This is a genomic window from Acinetobacter rudis, from assembly GCF_031157835.1.
Taxonomy (GTDB): domain Bacteria; phylum Pseudomonadota; class Gammaproteobacteria; order Pseudomonadales; family Moraxellaceae; genus Acinetobacter; species Acinetobacter rudis_A.
The window spans coordinates 1-17,927 of sequence record NZ_JAVIDR010000028.1 but is presented as its reverse complement, the minus strand read 5'-3'; the positions used below and the strand labels follow the sequence as shown (position 1 = coordinate 17,927).

Here is a 17,927-nt window from a genome sequence, read left to right as displayed (position 1 = left end):
CCGTACTTATGCAACTACTCCCTTGGATAATCGGATTCAGTTTGTTATTTCTCTTTATATTATGGCTATTCTTGAGTTTGTTTTTCACTTTCTCTTATGTGTACACACTCAACACCATATATATCTGCTGGGCAATTGGAATTTTAACACTGCTCTCGATATATGGCCTATTACTCTATATGAATGGTTGGCGTAGCACATTTAAAAACTTTTGGGCGAGTTTAGGCATTATTGGTTTAATCTGGTTATTTATGAGTGCTTGTTTATTTTATTTCTCATGGCTCAGTTTAGCCTTCACACCATCACAACAAACAACAGTTCAAGTACTCCACCAATATTATAGTGGTGGGCGAAATGGATGTATTCTGTGGAAAGTTCGTCTTAAAACAGGCGAGGAACTTCGCCCTTTCTGCACCCAGCATTCAATCTCAATACACCCTGAAGCAACTTTTGCCCCAGTTACGATTAAACGCAATTGGCTTGTTACTGAGGTAAATTACTCAGCTGCTTCTTGAAAGCTAGCATCATTATCATCTTTATATTTTTGTTCGAGAACATTACTGAAAATACTTTCAATCATCCATACTCGATACAAACTATTAAAGACATATTCTTCACCCTCAATCCTTAACACAAGCACAGGAAGATTGGGTTGTAGTTTGCCATCACACGCTTGATCATTTTGCTGTAATTGAGCAGGGATATCGATGGTCGTGAGTTGTTCTAATGCTAAGTCATACTGCATTTTCTGCACATGAGCTGCATAAGAAAAATCCTTAGCTTCAGTCCAAACAGCTTGTAAAATTCGATACATTGTATCAATACGTTGATCATCAGCAACACTATAAAAGAGCTGTGCCATCGCCAAAGTTGCCTCACGGGTTGGTCGGCAAAATGGTGTAAATTTGACTTCTGTCCGTTTTGATAACCGTGTCGCCAAACTCCAATCAAATAAATCTCGACCACAATAACTCAGCGGATAAACATTCAATTGAATATTGTAGTAGTCTGCCAACTCCTCACGTATATAAGCTAACACTAACCAGCTAATTGGGTCTTCAAGGGCAATATACAAATCAAGTTCAGGATGCATCGCCTGAATTTCTGCCAGCTCCTCGGCATCATTCAATAAATGTTCACGCCACTCAATATGATTAATCAAAAAAATAGGTGTGCCAGTTAATAGTTTTTGTTGGCGTAAACGACGGGTTAAACGTAGCAAATCATCTACAGCATGATACTTGCGGCCACCAAACTCAAAATAGCTGGCCAATACGGGTGTATCAGTAAAAATACGTTCAGGAAGATTTTGTGGTTTATGATGCTGACACGCCATCACATATAAAGTGCGCAATTTGCCATACTGTTGTTGCCACAACATATGAAAAACATCTTCAAGTAAATATAAGAAGTTTTGTCCTGTTAGTGGTGTATGACGCAAAATGGTTTCAGCCTGCTTTAATGCTTCTGCTGTTGGTTGTTCAGGCTTTTCCTCGTCATAGCGAAAACGATGCTGTTTAGCTAAGATTTTGGCATCATTCAAACAATACTGATGCCACTCTGCCACACTCATCTGATTTGGTGGTTCTGCACTAGTATTTGAAATAAAAATAGTAAGGGGTTTTAATTCTGGGCTTAATAATTCGTCTAATTGAGTTAACTGTTGCACAGCCAAATAGCTATAAACATCGTCTAAACGTAAGTAAATACTCAATCCCTGTTCCGTGGGTAACACCGCTTGGCGACTTTGTTTTTGATAAAACCAGCGCGATCGAATTGGATCAAACCAACGGCGTAGCAAGGACATGAGTTAACCTCGATTAATAGCAAAAAATACTGAGCGCAGCTGAGTTTTCTATAGAAAAGTATAAAGCCTTCCTATAGAGGGTTATAACAATTTGTAAGAGAATGATCAATTATACATCCAAAATACCCAAGGTTACGGTGTCTTTCTGTGCAATCAAAGTCATAAAAACGAGTCAAAAAAATACCCAAGACGATGCTTGGGTATTTTTTTATATAGATACAATCAAAAAAGTATTTAGATTTCGCGTACTGCACCTTTAGCTGCACTCGTTGTATGCATTGCATAAGCTTTAAGTGCTTTAGAAATCTTACGCTTACGAGGCACAGCTGGTTGCCACCCTGCTTGCTCTTGTGCAACACGGCGCTCAGCTAGCGTTTGCTCATTTACATCTAAATGGATTGTACGGTTAGGGATATCAATTTGAATAATATCACCATCTTCAACCAAACCGATCGTACCACCTTCAGCTGCTTCTGGTGAAACATGGCCAATTGATAAACCTGATGACCCACCAGAGAAACGACCATCAGTGACTAAAGCACAGGCCTTGCCTAAGCCCTTAGACTTTAAGTAACTGGTTGGATACAACATTTCTTGCATACCTGGGCCACCACGTGGACCTTCATAGCGAATAACAACCACATCGCCTGCTTTAACTTGTTGGTCTAAAATCGCTTCTACGGCAGCATCTTGGCTTTCGAAAACTCGAGCTGTACCATTAAATTTTAAGATAGACTCATCTACACCTGCAGTTTTTACAATACAACCATCAAGTGCAATATTGCCGTACAGTACTGCTAAGCCACCATCTTTAGAGAATGCATGCTCGGCATTACGAATCACACCTTTTTCACGGTTACCATCTAAAGTCGAGTAATAACGATCTTGTGAGAATGCAACTTGTGTTGGTACGCCACCAGGTGCTGAACGGAAAAATTCATATACTTCAGCATCTTCAGTACGAATAATATCCCACTTATCAAGAGCATCTTTCAATGTCGGCTCATGTACTGTACTCACAGACGTATCAAGCAATCCTGCACGGTCTAATTCACCTAAGATTGACATAATGCCACCTGCACGGTGAATATCTTCCATATGTACATCTGGTACAGCTGGTGCAACTTTACACAATACAGGAACTTTACGTGATAACTGGTCAATGTCAGTCATACTGAAATCAACTTCTGCTTCATTTGCTGCTGCCAATAAATGCAATACTGTATTGGTTGAGCCACCCATAGCAATATCTAAAGTCATGGCATTATTAAAAGCTGCTTTAGTTGCAATTGAACGAGGTAAAATGCTGTAATCATTTTGCTCATAATGACGCTTCGCCAATTCAACAATTTTTTCACCTGCTTTTAAGAACAATTTCTTACGATTAGCATGTGTTGCCAAAGTTGAACCATTTCCTGGTAAAGAAAGGCCTAGAGCTTCAGTCAAACAGTTCATTGAGTTTGCAGTGAACATTCCTGAACATGAACCACATGTTGGACATGCAGAGCGTTCAAATGCCTGAACTTCTTCATCACTATAATTGTCATCAGCAGCCACGACCATTGCATCAACAAGGTCAATCGCTCGATCTTCGCCACGATATTTAACCTTGCCCGCTTCCATTGGGCCACCAGAAACAAAAATAACAGGAATGTTTAAACGCATAGAAGCCATTAACATTCCAGGTGTGATTTTATCGCAGTTTGAAATACAAACCATTGCATCGGCGCAATGTGCGTTGACCATATATTCAACAGAATCTGCAATTAAGTCACGTGAAGGTAATGAATACAACATACCATCGTGTCCCATCGCAATACCATCATCCACGGCAATGGTATTAAATTCTTTAGCAACACCACCCGCAGCATGAATTTGTTCAGCAACTAGCTGACCTAAATCTTTCAGATGAACATGGCCTGGGACGAATTGAGTGAACGAGTTGACCACCGCAATAATCGGTTTTCCAAAATCTTCATCTTTCATCCCTGTCGCACGCCATAATCCACGTGCGCCAGCCATATTTCTTCCATGTGTCGATGTTTTTGAACGATAGTCAGGCATTGTGTATAGTTCCAACAAAATTTGTGCTTGAGATGAATATTTCATTCTCTCTGGCTGAATGATGAGTGATATTAAAATGCGTACATACGCACAAATATCCAACACCATACTATAGGGTTTTGTAATATTTGATCAAGCTTTACCACAGTGAATCACAGCATAAATTCATGCTATTGACTACTTCACGACAATTTAGATCATGATCGAACTTAATCATACTGTTCACTATACGCTGAACTGGGAAAAAACAATTTAAAACTTATATGAATAATTTTTAATTTTTTAATAAAAATATTTTATTAATAGTATCCACAGAACTTGAGCTTAAATACTGGCCCCTGCTTCTGAGCGCCGTTATGGAATGAGGAAATGAATGAGCCTCCTAGAAAACCTTGAAAAATGAATATTCTAAAGTGGACATTTCTATTTTGGGGTTACATTTTGACTTTGCATAAGGTGTATTATGCTAATTTTAGATATATTTAAAAAATCAAATTTTTCAATACCATAGAAGTGGCAATTAATTATGACAAAGCTAAAAATTAAATGTTTCTCTGCTGATGCTATCTTTTCAGTGAATTTAGAGCTGAATTATCATAATCAAGAAGCCTCAATAAGATTGTTATGTCTAGATAATCCTAATTATATAGGTATTGGAAACAACTATTTCGAAGCACTTAATTGTTTACGTAACAAACTAGAATTGAATGATTATTTTCTTTGTATCAATGGTTCACGGCGGGATTTTTATCCATCGAATATGACTTTACAAATGTCACTAGGTTGTATCGGTTATAGATTAGAACTAGGAAAGCAGGGTACAGAGAAATTAAATACGTTTGATGAATGCCTAGATCAAACCAAGATAGTTACTGTATTAGAACAGAAAACAGCTTTTTCTGAATGGATTAAAAGTCTTTAAATGAAGTGACTTCTATCGTTTAGCTATATGATAAGAAAAAGTTAATAAGTAATTCTCCATTTAATATAATGGGTGTTGTACGAAATTTAGGTGCAAATAAAAATTTATAAATTAACCATCTCTCAAAGGGGCTGTTTCTAATATTTTTTTTATCTTCTTTTCTTTTTTTACCTTCCATTCATCACTGATTAAACCAAAAAGTTCAATTTGTTTTGAAAAAGCGATTCGACGGGAATCTTGTCCTCTGGTTCTATTTTTAAGTTCAAACTCATACGAATAACTAGATATGAAATTATCCATTATCCAATAAAGCAATTCTTCAAAATCCTTGGTTGTTTTTGCAAAGTATATTTCACCTCTTTCTTCAGAAATATACCAATATTTGTCTTCATGGATTAATACATATGGAGCTCCATCATTCTGAACTGCGGGCCAGACTCTTTTTTTCTCTAGCCCAATTTTTTCACAAATTTGATCAATCTTAGATTGAATTTCTAAAAACGTAAGCATTATTTTTGATGCTCCAAATGTTCTTAATATCTATTTAACATAAAATCTATTATGCAAAATTAGAAATAGATTACCAATAGGCTAAATTATCCATTATGTATTCCGAGTTCTCCTCATTATCTATAATTAATTGATTTTTATATATTTTCTTCATTAAGTCTAACAATTGTTGCTTCTCGTTTCCTTCTAAGGATAATTCATCTAGATTTACAATAACCTCATCATTTACAGTCATATTAAACCTAACCTTTAATTCTTTTTCACTATTCTTATATGATAAAAAAGTGTAATACATCCCACTTCGAAATTTCATTACTGCATAATCAGTTTTAAGAGGTGACCCCCCGTTCCAACTGATAATCAACTTAGCCACCTCCTCACACTTTTCTGATGAAATGGTTCCATAGTATTTATTTATGGATTCATCATTTAATAAAGTACTAACATCATTTGCATCTCCAAATTGTCCCACAATTTCACAAATTAAATCAGTTATATAGATTGATTCTTCATTTGAAAAGTTTGACTTAGGCAACCAAACATGTCTAAGTATTTCTTGAATTTTATGTTTATTACACATATGTAAAAATACTCTTGATTAGAATTATATTTTTGTATTTAGCACAAAATTTCTTAGAAAATCAAAAAGCCTAACTTGATGTCAGGCTGTCCCATCCTGAAATAAGTTTACATATGGGAGGAGACTTATTTTATTGAATATGAACAAAGCCAACGAGTTAAGTGTACTCAAATGGACTGACACCACTCTTCTAGACAAATATGGTCTATTCTTGGACTGCCAGCATTCCACTGAAAATAAAAGTACAAAAAAGCTCTGTTCGATAGATCAGGGCTTTTTAATAGACATTAAGTAATTAGATTAATTAACATAAAAGAAAGCATTTCGCATCAGCTGTATTATTCGCTAATAACATTCCAATAAGCAGTGATGATGACAATTTTTCTAATCACTGCATCAACCCAACACTGCGTAAATCCTTATCAACAACCATGCCTTGAATAGTACAAAAAATACTTGTTCCCCCATCTTCTGTACTTTCTAAAATAAACAATTTTTCAGCTGAATTTTTATCTAGTATGACACCAGCCAAGGCTGATTTATTCTTTTGCCAAGCATCTTTTGATGAGTTTCGATATTCTGGATTATAAATATAAGAATGATTGGAAGCTTTAATCAAATTTATCTTTTTAGATAAAGCTTCTACAACCTGCTTTATTGGTTGTTTAGTTTCAAATCCCCAAAAATAATATTGCCCTGTTGGGAAACCCTCAATATTTTCCCCGTATTTATCAAAATTGATATATTTAACAATAAAACGATTCAACTCGATTCCACTGTCAGATAACTCAATCGGTTTTTCATATCCGTTTTCACTTAGCCCACTTTTGTAAAAATCATTTATAGCAGTAGACATCTCATTATTTTTCAATGATTTTTTTAAAAAAGTTGAATCACATCCAGATAAATCTTGTATTAAAGTTGCAACTTGAGAATATGAAGAAATAATCGTACCAATTAACAAACCTAAAAACGCTTTTTTTCATTAATTTTCCCCAATAAAGTGATTAATATAATTTTATTGCTATTAAATACGCTGTTAAGATTTATCAAAAGATATGATGATTATCAAGCCCTGCAAGCAGTAAAGGCGAGTCGAATGACTAAGCTCAAATATGCCAACTATGCAACTTTGATTCGATAACTCTTATATTTAAATAATGGCGTTATGATAAATCCTCGACTTTCAATAGACCATCCTCCATTATCTGCAAAAGCAAATTCGATTCGTGTGGCTTTGTTATCTTTAGCTCACCAAGCTTTGTTATACTACAGCAGCACTATTTATTGAGTTTAAATCATTGAAAATTATCTTTGCGGGAACGCCAGATTTTGCTGCAACAGCATTGGCGGCGCTATTAAAGAGCGATAATGAAATTATTGCAGTCTATACACAACCTGACCGCAAAGCAGGTCGTGGCCAAAAATTGACTGCTTCGGCAGTAAAACAACTCGCTCTCGAACACAATTTACCTGTTTACCAACCCCTACATTTTAAATCGTCAACTGAAGAAGGCTTGGCGGCACAACAGCAGTTAGCCGAACTTGGTGCTGATGTGATGGTTGTTGCTGCTTATGGTTTGATCTTACCTCAGATTGTACTCGACACTCCTAAGTATGGTTGTTTAAACATTCATGGCTCGCTCCTACCACGCTGGCGCGGTGCTGCGCCTGTACAGCGTGCGATTGCCACAGGTGATCAGGAAACTGGCGTGACCATTATGAAAATGGCAGCAGGCTTAGATACAGGTGATATGTTATATAAAACCCTCTGCCCAATCCTTGCAACTGATAATACTGTGACACTTATGGACAAACTTGCAGTACAAGGTGGTGAGGCAATCACTGAAGTTCTAAAGTCATCACAAAGTCTTGAAAGTTATTTAGCACAACGACAAGTTCAAGATGAGGCTTTAACCATTTATGCCCATAAGCTCGATAAAGCTGAGGCAAAAATTAACTGGCAACAAAGTGCTCTTGAAATAGACCGTAATATTCGAGCATTTAATCCTTGGCCTGTTGCTTATACACCATTAGATGACAACCAAAATCTTAAAGTTTGGAATTGTCAGGCATCAGAACAACATACCCCTCATGCAGTTGCTGGAGAAATTATTGCAATTGATAAACACGGCGTGCATGTTATGTGTGGTGATCAACACAGTATCTGTTTAACCCATCTACAATGGCCTGGTGCTAAAGCCTTTAATGCTCAACAAATTTTGCAATCACAAAAACTACAGTTAGGACATATTTTCGCATGAGTCAACTCACTCCCTCTGTTCAAGTGAAACAACCAACTGTTAATTTGCGTGCGCAAGTTGTTCGTAGCCTGCTTGCAGTACAACAGGGCCAATCTTTACAAAGCTTTTTACATCATCAATTAAATGACGTTGCGAGCAAAGATAAAGCACTCTTTCATGAGTTACTCTTAGGTTGTTTACGCCAATGGTATGCGCTCAAAAGCATCAGCCTCCCATTGTTAGTTAAACCTTTAAATAATCCAACCGTAGAAAGCTGTTTGTATTTAGGTATTTATCAGCTTTTATCTACGCGTATTGCTGTACATGCTGCAATCTCAGAAACTGTCACTGCAACTAAACAACTAGGTTTTGAAAGCTTAAGTGGTGTAGTCAATGCGATCCTTCGACGGGTTTCACGTGAAACAGAAGCATTCCGAACAGCTTTACATGCAGCACATGGCCTACCAAGTTGGATGTTTAAACGCTTAAAAAGAGATTGGCCAGAACAACTAACAGATCTCTCAGCACAGTTACAAAAAGTCGCGCCGCTAACACTTAGGGTGAACCAACGAAAAATTGGACGTGATGCATACTTGATTAAACTCCAACAAGCGCAGATTCAAGCACGTGCTTGTACTTTATCTCAAGCTGGTATTATTTTAGAGCAAGGTGTACAGATTCCTGAATTGCCAGGTTTTGATGCTGGTTGGTTCTCTGTTCAAGATGAGCATGCACAGCTAGCGGCAGAAATATTACCTGAACAAAACAATCATATAGTTTTAGATGCTTGTGCTGCACCAGGTGGTAAGACTGCTCATTTAATTGAAAAGTTTAAATTGGCAAAGCTCATTGCACTTGACCATGACGAGAAACGTTTACAACGTGTCACCGAAAACTTGAATCGTTTGCAACTCAATGAATTATGCCCAGTCGAAATTATTGCAACAGATGCTCGGACTTGGCAGAGTTCTGAACAACTAGACTGCATTGTTTTAGATGCACCATGTACCGCAACTGGCGTAATGCGTCGTCATCCAGACATTCGATTACTTCGCCAAGCTTCAGATATTGAACAAACTGTTGAGTTACAGAAGCAAATCCTCAAACAGATGTGGCAACAGCTTCGTGTTGGTGGTGTCATGCTCTATATTACCTGTTCTATTTTCAAAGCAGAAAATGAACAGCAAATGCAAAACTTCTTTGCTGAACATCAAGATGCCCAAGAAATTAAAATCTCTGCTGAGTGGGGAATTCAACAGGCTTATGGCCGACAACTTTTGCCTCAACAAGGTCAAGGTGATGGTTTTTATTATTGCCTGATTCAAAAACAAGCAGTTTAAACCCCATAAAAAAAGAGCCTCAATTTTATATTAAGGCTCTTTTTTTATGGGTGAGGCGGAACATTATATGACCTTAGTCATCCACTTCTTCGGGATGTCTCATCAAATGCACAATCGCCAATAATAACCCACCCCATAAAAACAACATGGAAATAATCATCATTATAATTGCTGAAGTATTCATCATAATACCCCTATCGATCTTTAAGTTTAGACATAACAAGCGCGCCTAGTGCACAGAATATTATGCTGCCCCAACCAAAACATAACACCATACTATCGGCATAATCTCCACCACCATAACTATTACGAAGCAGTGAGTTCAAAGCCAATAATAAAGTTGATAATAAAACGATTGGAGTAACAATCGTTAAAGTAAATTCCCAAGTACGGCCCAATTTAATAGTAGAAATATGGTTTGTATGCATTTCTATTTCAGTCATTAACACACGTTTAAACCAAGAAACCATCACAATTGAAACCAATGCACCAGAAACGATACCAAGGTTATTAATAAAGTGGTCAATAATATCAACCAATTTAATTGCACTGGTTGAAGAGAATAAGAAAATTGAGATTATCCCTGTACCACCACCAACAACAGTAACAGCCTTAAATCGTTTCCACTTGAGTTTATCTTGTAACGCTGCAATAGGTACTTCAAGAATACTCACCATCGAAGTAATCCCAGCGACGAAGAGTGAAGTAAAGAATAAAATACCAAATAGATCCGCTCCTGCACCTAAACTCGAAATCAATTTAGGGAATGCAATAAATGCCAATCCGATCCCACCACTCACAACATCAGCAACAGGTTTATCAGCCGCATGTGCCATAAAGCCTAATGCTGCAAATACACCAATCCCTGCAAGAATCTCAAAAGAAGAGTTAGCAAAACCAACAATCAAACCAGAGCCAGTTAAGTTGGTTTTAGGTTTTAAATATGATGCATAAGTCACCATAATGCCGAAGCCAACAGACAAACTAAAGAAGATGTGACCATATGCAGCAAGCCATACCTTATAGTCCTTCATAGCTTCCCAGTTAGGCGTAAAGAAGGCATTTAAACCATCGGCGGCACCTGGTAAACGTACGGCTTGGATGACCAAAATCGTAAATAACACAATAAGTAAAGGCAGGAAGATTCTGTTAGAAAACTCAACACCTTTCTTAACGCCACCATAAAGAATAGCTAATACAGCAAGCCAAACACCAACTAAAGGCCAGAATAAATGACTAACGAAATTTAATTCAAATCCTTTAGATTCAGCAGTCTGCAAGAATGTACTAAAGAAAAACTTCTCTGGATTATCTCCCCACAGTTGCCCCATAGAGAAATAAACATAACTACCCGCCCAAGTCAGTACGCCTGCATAATACAAACCAATAATGAGACATACACAAACTTGCCACCAGCCTAATGTTTCAGCTGGCTTCCAAAGTTGTTTATATGCTTTAGGCGGTGCACCATGGCTACGATGCCCAACCGCATAATCTAAGAATAATAATGGTAAGCCTGCAGTTAATAAGGCAATCAAATAAGGGATTAAAAATGCCCCACCACCATTTTCATAAGCAACATAAGGGAAACGCCAAATGTTCCCCAAACCTACGGCAGAACCTACCGCAGCAATAATAAAGCCTGATCGTGCAGACCAGTTTTCACGTTTTTCAGTCATAAAACACCCAGTCTATCGGCTATTTTTAACTTGCTTATTGTCGTTGTATAAACACAAGTCAAAATAGTACCCCAAAATTTTGTTGTTTGAATAAGACCTACACCTTGTGAGTGCCGCGCTCCAATTACAAACCAGTCCTTTTATTGGATGACTTACTTAAAGTTAGCCAATAAAAAAACTGTTTAATGAGCAAACAATACGCTTTTTTAGATATTAATTCTTCAATTTGTTGGCAAAATTATCGTAAATAGATGAGTTTTATCACTACTGCTCATTTTTTAACTTATTTATTAAGCAATTAAAAAATAAAACAACGATAAACTTTCATGACAGTGAACTTAAAGTATTAATGTAAGCCTACAGGTAACCGATAATGCCCTATAATTTTATATTGGTACAAAATATCATTCTCTTGTGTTCCTCTGCCAATATTATGAATAACCAGCGGAGTCTGTCCGATCAATGTAGTTTTATTTGAAACTATACCAATATGAGTAAGACCTTGTCCTAAATCCCAAGTGACAATATCACCTGCCTTATAATGTTGATCCTGTACTTGATAACCCTGACGTTTAAAAAAAGTCATAATATTTGGAACACGACGGTGATCAATATTTTTATCTGTCGATTTTAATCCCCACTTTTTTGGATAAGCTGAAAAATTTTTCTGCATATCATCATGTATTCGTTGTTGTAAATCGATTCCTTGTAGCCGTAAAGCCCGAATTACCACATCAGTACAAACACCTTTACTCATATCAACATCTCCTAATGGATAGTTGAGTTTGGTATAGCTTGGATCATAATAGAGTGTCTTGCCAATTTGACCACGAGCATCACTCACCAACTGCTGTGATTGAAATGCCCATGTACTCAAACTACTACACAACAAGATACTGCTTAGAAAGTAAGTTAAAAATTTATGGTGCATAACAAGGACTCTATAACAGTAAGCTTTAATAACAAGAAATAGACTGAACCAAAACCCTACCAACTTGAGCAAGAGAAATCTGATCTATTACGCATTTATAGCGTGCAAATTTATACGGAGCAATAACTTTTAACATGCAACGATGGCATCACTCAATGCCTTTAGTTCCATAGAAAAGCCACATCAGTTGATATGGCTAAATAGATCTCGGTGAGTGTACTTACCCCCTAATGATGTTTAAACGTCTTCATCAATAAGTGTAGGATCATCCATGAATAAGATTGCCCATCCTCGTGTTGAAGGAAAAGCACTTAAAACAATGACCAATACAGATGTCAGGGGTACAGCTAAAATTGCGCCTGCAATTCCCCATAAAGATGACCATAATGAAAGTGAAACCAATATTACAAAGGGTGAAAGGTTTATTTGTCGACCAATCATTTTCGGCTCTAACCAGTTACCAACAAAAAACTGTGCCATTGTTAATAACACGGTTAAAAATAATGAGAGCTGTAGTGAAGCAAACTGTACCAAGGATAATACAACAGGAAACAGTACCCCAATTAAGGAACCGACATAAGGAATATAGTTTGAAATTGCAATAAATAATGACCAAAATAAAGCATGCTCAACACCAAACAAAGATAAAATTAACCAAGAAATCAAACCTAAGATTAAATTAATGAGTGTCTTTACAGCCAAATATTGACCAATTTTCTGATTAATATCAGAAAGAATTTTAAGCCCTTGGGCAGCATCTTTTTGATTAAATGCGAACGCTAGCTTGTCACCAAAGCGGCTGCGTTCACTTAATAAGAATGCAGCATAAATTGCAACCAGCACCACTATACCTGTCATTGAGCTTAACCCACTAATCACTGTACTCAAGAGATACTGTATATTGATCTTATCTAGCGCCATGACACGCAATGTGCCTAAGTCAAAGCCATGTGCCCATTCATATTGAGATAAGTTCTGCATCAGCATTTTTTCTAAATTTGCCTGATATACTGCAGCCGAACTTACAATCTTCTGCCCAGTTGTAATAATGATGTGACTTAATCCAAATATCGTTGCAATAAAACCACTCAAAACTAAACTATGCCGCAGCCATAAGGGACTATGACATAACACGGGCAAACGCCCTAACCAATCCACTAAAGCAACAAGTATATAAACTGATATTGCTGCCGTGAGTACAGGTAATAAAAAACGCTGCCCAATGTAAAGTAGATAACCGAAAAGTAAAACAAATAGCAGCAGATTTACTAACCGTTGTAAGGTGTTTTTTTCCGTTGCATCTTGCGACATGCTAAAAATCCCAAAATAAACTAGATTATTGTTGAATATTAAAACTGTGATTAATATCCTTGCATAAACACAATTTTGCAAGTTACATCATTGCTACTCCCCTTTAACATCTACAATGGGCATGAACAGCAATCGGTATTCACATTTGTTTTTCAGTAAAATAAATATCAAAATAGCTTTTTGGTATAATTCATTAGATCAACGTTGATCAAGATACCCAATAACAACAGCACAAACTTGATGATTTAAACACCAAAAATAGGGTTTTATCAGTGTTTGATGAGGTCTTTTTTATGATGATCGTTTTTTTCCGACGATTTAATCGTCTCAATAAAATATATTCTTTGCCGTTCACTGCAAATACCACTTATACTTAACAGTTTCATCTTTGAATTACTCACTTTATGTTGCATTTAAACCAATTTTTATCGAGATTTAATCAAACGACTATCAAACGTAGCCAAAGTTACGTGGAACGGATTGATCTTGAGACTTTGGACATATTCAACCAAGGCGATCAAGTGCAAATTTATGCACAAATTCTAGGCGAAGAAGACTACGATACAACCATTAATTACAGCAGTACCTTACAGCGTATTATTGATACTGACTGTAGTTGTCCAGATGAAGTAGATTGTAAACATGCCGCCGCTCTTGCCCGTTTGTACTATCATAAAGAGCTTGAGCGCCAACAAATTGCGCCTAAAGCTGCAAATCAAGATCAATACACCAAGAAAGCCCTACTTTGGCTAAGCCAGCTACAAAAACATATCCAACAACAAGGAACAACTCAGGCTGCTGGGCAGATTATTTACTTATTAAATGATCACCACATGCCGAATCATTTCCTGACAACGTACAAAGTACGTCGTAACAAAGCTGGTGAAATACGTGATCAGCAACGATATGACAATCATGAAAATATTGTAAGTAAACGCATTAAATTACTTGATCATGAACGTCATCTGTTTTTACAGCTTTATTTACATTCTCAGCTACAAGAAGCACATCCATTACAACCGGCATTAAACTTTACTGACCTTGCCTTAGAACAGTTTAAATCGTTTATTCAAAGTGGCACCGTGTACTGGAATAATATTCAAAATCCAGCACTGGTTTGGTCAGATGAACACTATCAAATTCACTTTTCTTGGAAAAGTCATCATCAACATGATCGTGAACGACTCTTTGCTCACTTCACGATCAATGGCGAGCAACGTCTCAGTGAACAAGCTGCTGAACAAATTGTAGTATTACCTACAACCCCGCCTGTATATCTCGATTATGGCCAACACCAAGTGGGTTATTTAGATTGTGACTTAGACAAAACTATCTTGATGGATTTGCTAGATATGCCAGCAATTCCAGCACATTTATTACAACAATTTGATCAATTAAAGAAACAACATCAGAGTCTACAGCTCATACCACAATCACGACACATTGCTGTGCTTGAAGAGTCTCATGGTCAACCACAGCCTATTTTACGATTTGGCGCTCTTCCTCAACTGAATTTATTGGCTACACAACAACATATCGGTATTGCTGAAATAGAATTTGAATATCCGAGTGGTCGTATCCCTGCAGGTAATCCAGAAGCATTCTTTATGGGGATGCAACAAGATCGGCGCGTTAAACAGTATCGTGATTTAGAACAAGAACAGCAGATCATTAGCCAGCTACAAAATGAAGTACAAGGTCTCACATGGTTAGTTGATTGGGTACAAACAGCAGAAATTCACCACCCACATAATGAGCTTCCTAGCAATGCGGTTGCAGCTACAGAACAAAATTGGTTCCATAAACTCGTACCAACGAATCAAATTGAAGCAATGGGTTGGCAAGTTGAGCATACTCCGCAAAGTTTATTTAACGTTGTTGCAGGCCAAAATTTAGATATTCAACTGCAAAGTTCTGCACAAAACTATGACTGGTTTGAATTACATGCAACGATCGCTGATGCTCAAGGTCACGTCTATAATTTATTCGATTTAGTTGCTGAATTACTCATGAGCTCTCCACACTTTTTGGAGCCACAGCATTTAGATGAACTTGATGAAGATGGTTTTATTCATTTACGGACCACCAGTGATCGCCCGCAGCTTTTACTTCCAGTAAAAGAAATTAAACCACTTTTAATCCACTTAAAAGAAATTTTCCAACAACCACAAAACAATCAACTTGACCGTTATGATGCAAGCCAAGTACTAGAGCTTCAACATCATTTAGGCATGCAATGGCAAAGCAATCAATCGCTTAAAGTTTTTGCTGAAAAACTAAAACAAGGCTACCAGCAACATCTACCTACGCCAAAAGGCTTCCAAGGAGAGCTACGCCCTTATCAGCAACAAGGTTTGGCTTGGTTAGAGTTTCTCGTTGAAACTGAGCATGGCGGTATTCTCGCTGATGACATGGGGCTGGGTAAAACAGCACAAACACTTGCGCACATCCTCCTGCAAAAGCAAGCGGGACATTTACAAGCTGCTCCAGCACTTATTGTTGCACCTACCTCTTTAATGCATAACTGGTATAAAGAAGCCGCTAAATTTACACCTGATCTAAAGGTTCTTATTTTACAAGGGCCAGACCGTCATGAGTTATTCGAAAAAATTCCTGAAATGGACATTGTTCTAACAACTTATCCACTATTGTCTCGTGACCATGATGAATTATTAAAACACCAATACCATTTATGTATTTTGGACGAAGCACAAAATATTAAAAACCCACGTGCCAAAGCAGCTCAAGTTTTACGTCAATTACAAGCCAAGCACCGACTTTGTTTAACAGGTACACCAATGGAAAACCATTTAGGTGAGCTTTGGTCATTATTTTATTTTCTTATGCCAGGTTTCTTATATTCACAAGATACCTTCAATAAAAACTATCGGATTCCAATTGAGAAGAATGCGGATCAACATAAAAAGAATAAGTTGGTTAACCGTATTCAGCCATTCATGTTACGTCGTTTAAAAATGGATGTTGCTAAAGAGCTACCACCTAAAACCACAATTGAAGTACATATTGATATGCATGAGCAACAAGCAAAACTGTATGAAGCAGTTCGTGCGAGCATGCAAAGTAATATTCAAAATGTTATTGCCAACAAAGGCATTAAGCGTAGTCAGATTCAAATTTTGGATGCGCTACTTAAGCTGCGCCAAGTTTGCTGTCACCCAAGCTTACTCAAACTCGATTCTGTTCAATCTCAGGAAGTAGAGTCAGCCAAGTTAGATCATTTGGTAGAAATGGTACAAGCCATGCTTGAAGAAGGTCGACGCATTTTAATCTTCTCGCAGTTTACTAGCATGTTGCAACTGATTGAAGCACGACTCTCAGCACTAGACATCAGTCATGTCAAATTAACTGGGCAAACCAAAAAACGCGATCAAGTAATTAATGCGTTCCAAAATGGTGAAGTACCTGTATTCCTAATTAGCCTTAAAGCAGGTGGTGTTGGTTTAAACCTTACTGCAGCTGATACAGTGATTCACTACGACCCTTGGTGGAACCCTGCTGCTGAAGAACAAGCTTCTGACCGTGCATGGCGTATAGGCCAAGACAAACCTGTGTTTGTCTACAAGTTAATTAGTAATGAAAGTATTGAAGAAAAAATTCTTCTCATGCAAAAAAATAAAGCAGAGTTAGCACAAGCCGTACTCTCTGTTGATAAAGAGCACAACGTTAAACTCAGTGAAGATGATGTGATGCAGCTTTTTGAGAAATTTTGATAGGCTAAATATATTTTTATGAATTTAAAAGCATAATTGTAAGATATGGCTTACATGTTATGCTTTTTTTTGCCGCTAGCGCACGATGTTCATTTTACTTATCATACATACATCGGGAACAGGAAGTTCCACTACTATGAACGAGATGTTCGAGTTAACGATTAAGCAGGATGCAGGTACGACAGGAGTTATACCACCAAACCTATTTCAAAGAAGCCCCGTCAGGATGATGGGGCTTTTTTGATTTTATTGACGTATATATAATCTAAATGAATCACCTAAACTGTTCGGGTTTATCTGCATAACTATAAAAACTAATCCTTTAAACCTCATCCTTCAGAATGGGGATACAAGGCTGCCATCTACTCGTCTCTTTGTCTGAATTAGCTAGAATTGCTACTGAGACGTTTCTCACTCTTCATATATTGTTTAAAGGGTGAAATTGGAGCATCTCCACTTAAAAGGCAAAATTTAAATAGGGTATTAGCAACAAGAAATCAGCTAGACACTCCTTTAGACTGAACCCTTAAAGCATTTACCCACACTCTTACTTATACTCTAGAAGAAGGCCTCAGAAGCGCATTGGTACATGCCTTAAAACAGCTTTAATAGCCGATATCCCCTCCACATTCGAATGTCGAGGGGTTTTTATGGTGTTAATTTGAGAGATTATTTTTTATTATATTTTTTGATTACATTTTTCCCCAATAAAAAAAATCCCCCAGCGTTTAGACTGGGGGATTTTAGAATAATGAGCTGGCGATGACTTACTCTCACATGGGTAACCCCACACTACCATCAGCGCGAAG

General features: G+C 37.2%; 14 protein-coding genes. 5 read left to right on the top strand and 9 right to left on the bottom strand.

Going from position 1 to position 17,927, the window contains the following annotated elements:
* Window positions 1-179 precede the first annotated feature (179 nt).
* Window positions 180-515: a hypothetical protein gene (locus RFH42_RS15890; protein WP_308976851.1), complete on the top strand. Its 336-nt coding sequence runs from the start codon at window positions 180-182 to the stop codon at window positions 513-515.
* On the opposite strand, the gene RFH42_RS15885 is transcribed toward RFH42_RS15890, so the two are convergent.
* Window positions 497-1,807: a hypothetical protein gene (locus RFH42_RS15885; RefSeq protein ID WP_308976849.1), complete on the bottom strand. Its 1,311-nt coding sequence runs from the start codon at window positions 1,805-1,807 to the stop codon at window positions 497-499. The genes RFH42_RS15890 and RFH42_RS15885 overlap by 19 nt on opposite strands.
* Window positions 1,808-2,041: 234 nt before the next feature.
* The gene (gene ilvD / locus RFH42_RS15880; RefSeq protein WP_308976848.1) at window positions 2,042-3,871 is read right to left on the bottom strand and encodes a dihydroxy-acid dehydratase; all 1,830 of its coding nucleotides are present in this window, start codon (window positions 3,869-3,871) and stop codon (window positions 2,042-2,044) included.
* Between the two features lie 526 nt (window positions 3,872-4,397).
* On the opposite strand from ilvD, the gene RFH42_RS15875 reads away from it, so the two are divergent.
* Complete coding sequence (locus tag RFH42_RS15875; RefSeq protein ID WP_308976846.1) at window positions 4,398-4,793, top strand: hypothetical protein; 396 nt, start codon at window positions 4,398-4,400, stop codon at window positions 4,791-4,793.
* 111 nt (window positions 4,794-4,904) lie between these two features.
* Here RFH42_RS15875 and RFH42_RS15870 read toward each other — a convergent pair whose 3' ends face one another.
* From RFH42_RS15870 to RFH42_RS15860, 3 genes are all read right to left on the bottom strand, one after another.
* Window positions 4,905-5,303 carry an Imm63 family immunity protein gene (locus tag RFH42_RS15870; RefSeq protein WP_308976845.1) on the bottom strand — a complete coding sequence of 133 codons (399 nt, stop codon included), beginning with the start codon at window positions 5,301-5,303 and terminating at the stop codon, window positions 4,905-4,907.
* Between the two features lie 70 nt (window positions 5,304-5,373).
* Window positions 5,374-5,883 (bottom strand): hypothetical protein, encoded by a 510-nt coding sequence (locus RFH42_RS15865; protein WP_308976843.1) that lies wholly within the window; start codon window positions 5,881-5,883, stop codon window positions 5,374-5,376.
* Between the two features lie 388 nt (window positions 5,884-6,271).
* A complete protein-coding gene (locus tag RFH42_RS15860) occupies window positions 6,272-6,847 on the bottom strand; it encodes a hypothetical protein (RefSeq protein WP_308976842.1) in 576 nt (191 codons plus the stop codon).
* A 337-nt stretch (window positions 6,848-7,184) separates the two neighbouring features.
* Between RFH42_RS15860 and fmt the strand changes: the two genes are divergently transcribed.
* Complete coding sequence (gene fmt, locus RFH42_RS15855) at window positions 7,185-8,147, top strand: methionyl-tRNA formyltransferase (RefSeq protein ID WP_308976840.1); 963 nt, start codon at window positions 7,185-7,187, stop codon at window positions 8,145-8,147.
* The gene (gene rsmB, locus RFH42_RS15850; RefSeq protein WP_308976838.1) at window positions 8,144-9,466 is read left to right on the top strand and encodes a 16S rRNA (cytosine(967)-C(5))-methyltransferase RsmB; all 1,323 of its coding nucleotides are present in this window, start codon (window positions 8,144-8,146) and stop codon (window positions 9,464-9,466) included. The genes fmt and rsmB overlap by 4 nt, the downstream gene beginning before the upstream one ends.
* Before the next feature lie 73 nt (window positions 9,467-9,539).
* Here rsmB and RFH42_RS15845 read toward each other — a convergent pair whose 3' ends face one another.
* From RFH42_RS15845 to RFH42_RS15830, 4 genes are all read right to left on the bottom strand, one after another.
* Entirely contained in the window at window positions 9,540-9,650 is a 111-nt protein-coding gene (locus tag RFH42_RS15845; RefSeq protein WP_308976836.1) for a methionine/alanine import family NSS transporter small subunit, read from the bottom strand.
* Between the two features lie 10 nt (window positions 9,651-9,660).
* The gene (locus tag RFH42_RS15840; protein WP_308976835.1) at window positions 9,661-11,145 is read right to left on the bottom strand and encodes a sodium-dependent transporter; all 1,485 of its coding nucleotides are present in this window, start codon (window positions 11,143-11,145) and stop codon (window positions 9,661-9,663) included.
* Between the two features lie 346 nt (window positions 11,146-11,491).
* Window positions 11,492-12,076: a DUF1287 domain-containing protein gene (locus tag RFH42_RS15835; RefSeq protein WP_308976834.1), complete on the bottom strand. Its 585-nt coding sequence runs from the start codon at window positions 12,074-12,076 to the stop codon at window positions 11,492-11,494.
* A 237-nt stretch (window positions 12,077-12,313) separates the two neighbouring features.
* Complete coding sequence (locus tag RFH42_RS15830) at window positions 12,314-13,387, bottom strand: AI-2E family transporter (protein WP_308976833.1); 1,074 nt, start codon at window positions 13,385-13,387, stop codon at window positions 12,314-12,316.
* A gap of 404 nt (window positions 13,388-13,791) precedes the next feature.
* Here RFH42_RS15830 and RFH42_RS15825 point away from each other — a divergent pair, with 404 nt between their 5' ends.
* Window positions 13,792-17,118, top strand: coding sequence for a DEAD/DEAH box helicase (locus tag RFH42_RS15825; RefSeq protein WP_308976831.1), 3,327 nt, complete (start codon window positions 13,792-13,794; stop codon window positions 17,116-17,118).
* Window positions 17,119-17,927 lie beyond the last annotated feature (809 nt).

Excerpts from the sequence above, each read along its gene's own strand:
- rsmB (WP_308976838.1), top strand. The coding sequence starts at position 8,144 with ATGAGTCAACTCACTCCCTCTGTTCAAGTGAAACAACCAACTGTTAAT.
- ilvD (WP_308976848.1), bottom strand. The coding sequence starts at position 3,871 with ATGCCTGACTATCGTTCAAAAACATCGACACATGGAAGAAATATGGCT.
- RFH42_RS15890 (WP_308976851.1), top strand. The coding sequence starts at position 180 with ATGAATGGTTGGCGTAGCACATTTAAAAACTTTTGGGCGAGTTTAGGC.
- RFH42_RS15825 (WP_308976831.1), top strand. The coding sequence starts at position 13,792 with ATGTTGCATTTAAACCAATTTTTATCGAGATTTAATCAAACGACTATC.
- RFH42_RS15830 (WP_308976833.1), bottom strand. The coding sequence starts at position 13,387 with ATGTCGCAAGATGCAACGGAAAAAAACACCTTACAACGGTTAGTAAAT.
- RFH42_RS15845 (WP_308976836.1), bottom strand. The coding sequence starts at position 9,650 with ATGAATACTTCAGCAATTATAATGATGATTATTTCCATGTTGTTTTTA.
- RFH42_RS15835 (WP_308976834.1), bottom strand. The coding sequence starts at position 12,076 with ATGCACCATAAATTTTTAACTTACTTTCTAAGCAGTATCTTGTTGTGT.
- RFH42_RS15875 (WP_308976846.1), top strand. The coding sequence starts at position 4,398 with ATGACAAAGCTAAAAATTAAATGTTTCTCTGCTGATGCTATCTTTTCA.
- RFH42_RS15885 (WP_308976849.1), bottom strand. The coding sequence starts at position 1,807 with ATGTCCTTGCTACGCCGTTGGTTTGATCCAATTCGATCGCGCTGGTTT.
- RFH42_RS15865 (WP_308976843.1), bottom strand. The coding sequence starts at position 5,883 with ATGTGTAATAAACATAAAATTCAAGAAATACTTAGACATGTTTGGTTG.
- RFH42_RS15870 (WP_308976845.1), bottom strand. The coding sequence starts at position 5,303 with ATGCTTACGTTTTTAGAAATTCAATCTAAGATTGATCAAATTTGTGAA.
- RFH42_RS15840 (WP_308976835.1), bottom strand. The coding sequence starts at position 11,145 with ATGACTGAAAAACGTGAAAACTGGTCTGCACGATCAGGCTTTATTATT.